The 3,783-nt window shown below is 45.3% G+C and carries 2 protein-coding genes; both read left to right on the top strand.

All coding sequences use genetic code 11. The features are described 5' to 3' along the window. Positions 1-1,683 (top strand): leucine--tRNA ligase (gene leuS, locus ACWB0I_RS03525; protein ID WP_479386654.1); only part of this gene is annotated, 1,683 nt, incomplete at its 5' end. Between the two features lie 84 nt (positions 1,684-1,767). Then, a complete protein-coding gene (locus ACWB0I_RS03520; protein WP_479386653.1) occupies positions 1,768-3,195 on the top strand; it encodes a DUF92 domain-containing protein in 1,428 nt (475 codons plus the stop codon). Positions 3,196-3,783 lie beyond the last annotated feature (588 nt).

Here is a 3,783-nt window from a genome sequence, read left to right as displayed (position 1 = left end):
ATTCCCATCTGGGTGGCTGATTACGTGTTGATCAGCTACGGAACCGGCGCCATCATGGCCGTGCCGGCGCACGACGAACGCGATTACGCCTTCGCTAAAAAATACCATTTGCCGATTCGTGAAGTTATTTCCGGCGGCGACATCTCCAAAGAAGCCTTCACCGGCGAAGGCATTGTGGTTAATTCGGCTAACGATGAATTTAGTATTAACGGTTTGAAGGCATCGGAGGCTAAAAAGAAGATTACGGAATGGCTGGAACAGAAGGGGATTGGTAAACACAAGGTTAACTACAAATTACGCGACTGGTTGTTCAGTCGTCAACGCTATTGGGGCGAACCCTTTCCTATTTTAATTGGCGAAGACGGCGAGATCCGCCTGGTTCCGGAAGAGGAACTACCGGTCGAACTGCCGCCCATGGAAGACTTTAAACCGCGCCCTTCCAGAGAGGACGAAGATCCGCAGCCGCCGCTTTCACGGGCGCCGGACGAATGGAAATACGTAACCATTGACGGCAAGCGCTATCGCCGCGAGCTGAACACCATGCCGCAGTGGGCCGGCTCATGCTGGTACTATCTGCGTTACATCGATCCGCACAACGATGACCAGCTGGTGGATCCTCAAAAAGAGAAGTACTGGATGCCGGTTGACCTTTACGTAGGCGGTACGGAACACGCTGTTTTACACCTGCTCTACGCCCGTTTCTGGCACAAGGTGCTTTACGACATCGGGGTCGTTTCTACCAAAGAACCCTTTCAAAAATTAGTTCACCAGGGCATGATTCTGGGGGAAACCGAATACACGCTGTTTGTGGATCAAACAAGAAAACCCGTTTCGGCCGAAAAGGTTGGAAAAGACGGAAAACATATTGAAACCGGAGAATCCCTAGAGCGACGCAAGCTCACCGAAGAACAGGTCGAAAAAAGAGGCGATGTTTTTGTCTTAAAAGACAATCCGAAAATTGTCATTGAAGCCAGAGCTTACAAAATGAGCAAAAGTCGAGGGAATGTTATTAATCCCGATGAAATCGTTGAAAATTACGGAGCCGATTCTTTACGCTTGTATGAAATGTTTATGGGACCGCTAAAAGACACCAAATCGTGGAGTATGAAAGGCGTTGAAGGAGTACATCGCTTTTTAAACCGTGTTTGGCGGCTGATTATTGATGAAGAAACGGATCAATTACATCCACTTGTTCAGGATAAAGAAGCGAATAATGAGCAGTTACGTACTTTGCACCAGACCATCAAGGAAGTGACCAATGATATTGAAGAAATGGCTTTTAATACTGCAATTGCCCGCATGATGGAATTTGTCAACGAAGCCTATAAATGGAAGACACGTCCTAAACAAATTCTGCAGACTTTTGTCTTGCTGTTAAGTCCTTTCGCCCCTCATATTGCGGAAGAACTATGGCAGCGCTTAGGTCACACCACAACCCTGGCTTATGAGCCATGGCCTCAGTACGAAGAAAAATATCTGGTGCAGGAGGAGATTGAAATAGTCATCCAGATCAATGGCAAAGTGCGGAGCCGAATGGCGCTTCCTCTGGCAGAAGCTTTGGACAGAAAAAAACTGGAAGAAAAAGCGCTGTTGCAGGAGGACGTGAAAAAAAGAATCGCGGGCAAATCGATCAGAAAAGTTATTGCCGTTCCTCAAAAACTTGTGAACATTGTAGTCGGTTAAAAGGAATGATTGCTTTCCATGCCCTGGTTCTCCATTTTTAAAGCCCCTCAGCCAGCCGATTGGCTCTTAGGCATAGGGGCTTTATTGTTCATTCTAAGCATTCTGTTTTTAGCTGGATTTATTAAAAAGCGATGGGGGCTGTCCTCCGAACTGGTACATAAGATTTCGCACATCTCCATCGGTGCGTTGGCGGCCGTAGCTCCAGTCTGTTTTTCTACACCAACTCTATTGTTGTTCATGTCCTTCGTTTTTGGCTTTTTTAATTGGATTGCCCTGAAAAAGGGAGGCATGAAAAGTATTCACGATGGGAGAGACTCGTTTGGCACTGTCTATTTTTCTGTGGTTTATTTTATCTTGACCCTTCTATTCTGGAACACAGATCGACGTATTATTTTAATGGGTATTTCTTTGTTTGCCATTCCGGATGCGCTGGCCGCTCTGGCAGGGCAGAAATGGGGCAGTGGCCTGACCTATATTCTGGTACGTGATCAAAAATCCCTGCCCGGTTCTATTTCTATGTTTATTTCAAGTTTTACTTTAATTTATTTAATGCTGCGGTTTGGATTCCATATAGAGCATTTGCTGCTAATTCAATCGGCTGCTCTGGCTTTATTCGTTACAGTAGTGGAAACCCTTTCTTCCAGAGGGTCTGACAATTTTTTTGTGCCATTCAGTGGGGCAGTGCTGGTTTTTTTATTGACGCATTCTAATGCTGCTCAGTTAAACCAGTTTTTAATCGGTGAATGCTTAGCCCTATTAACAGCTATTTTAAGCTATTATTTTAGATTTTTATCACTCAGTGGCAGCGCCATGGTATTTTTACTGGCCTCAGTCATCTTTGGTTTTGGAGGGTTGGTCTGGAGCGTTCCCATCCTGTGCTTTTTTATTCTTTCATCATTACTGTCTAAATCGGGTAAAAAAATGAAGGAGCAGTTTAAAGATACGTTTGAAAAATCCGGCGTTCGGGATTACGCGCAGGTGCTGGCCAATGGCGGCATTGGCGGGGCGCTGGTTATTTTAAACGCCTTGTTTGTGGATGGCATCTGGTACCAGTTGTATTTGCTTTCCTTAATGGTTGCCACGTCCGATACCTGGAGCACGGAAATCGGCGTGCTCTCTAAATCGAATCCCAGATTGATAACCACCTTTCGTAAGGTCAAACCCGGCATTTCCGGTGCGGTCTCTTTGCTGGGAACGGCGGGCGGATTTTTAGGCAGCGCGCTCATTCTGTTGAGCGGCCTGTTTTTTACCGAGCTGAGCGGCTGGACCATCCTGTGGCTACTGCTGTTAGGTTTGCTGGGTAATTTTCTGGATAGTTTAATTGGCGCCACCGTGCAGGGGCAATATCAATGCGCGGTGTGCGGCAAATACACGGAAAAAAAGATGCATTGCGATCGGGAGACTTCGCTGATTTCCGGATTAAGAATCATCGGCAACGATACGGTTAATGTTGCATCCAATTTATTGGCCCTTATGGTAATGGTTTTAATCCATTATTGTCATGTTTTGTAGTAAGTAATGACCTTTGCGAAGCAGAGCGGCAAAAAGGGGGCGGGGGTAAAATCAAATTAAAGATGATTATTTTGCCAAAAATTGATTTGCAAATTTGAGGTGAAAAAGTTATTTTAAGAACAGTTATGCAGGGCGAAGGCCGAATTTATCTAAGTGGTTTAAAAACAGATAATAACGGCGCTCGGAGGTTTGTGCCCACTAAAAAACAAGGGTTTAGGTTGATTTTAGGTCAAATATGGCAGAAAGTTTACTTAGAGAACAAACAGGTTTTGAAAAAGCGCCCTGCGAGGCTTTGTGTATCAAGGGCTGAAAAGTGGAGGAGTCGGAAAGTACCCCGTTATTCAGAGGGGATTGAGACCTGGACAAGACGTTAAACTGTCCAAAAAGTTCAAATAAAGTCGGAAAGTACCCCGTTATTCAGAGGGGATTGAGACTATTTTTCTATGAATGATGGGAGGTCTTTTCCGTTCATTTGTCGGAAAGTACCCCGTTATTCAGAGGGGATTGAGACTTCGAAGTGTTCTCTTAATTGGTACGAACAACTTTTGTCGGAAAGTACCCCGTTATTCAGAGGGGATTGAGACCGCA

This window comes from Caldithrix sp. (assembly GCF_056497305.1).
Note: the sequence above shows the minus strand (reverse complement) of the source record. Positions and strands in the feature narration are given on the sequence as shown.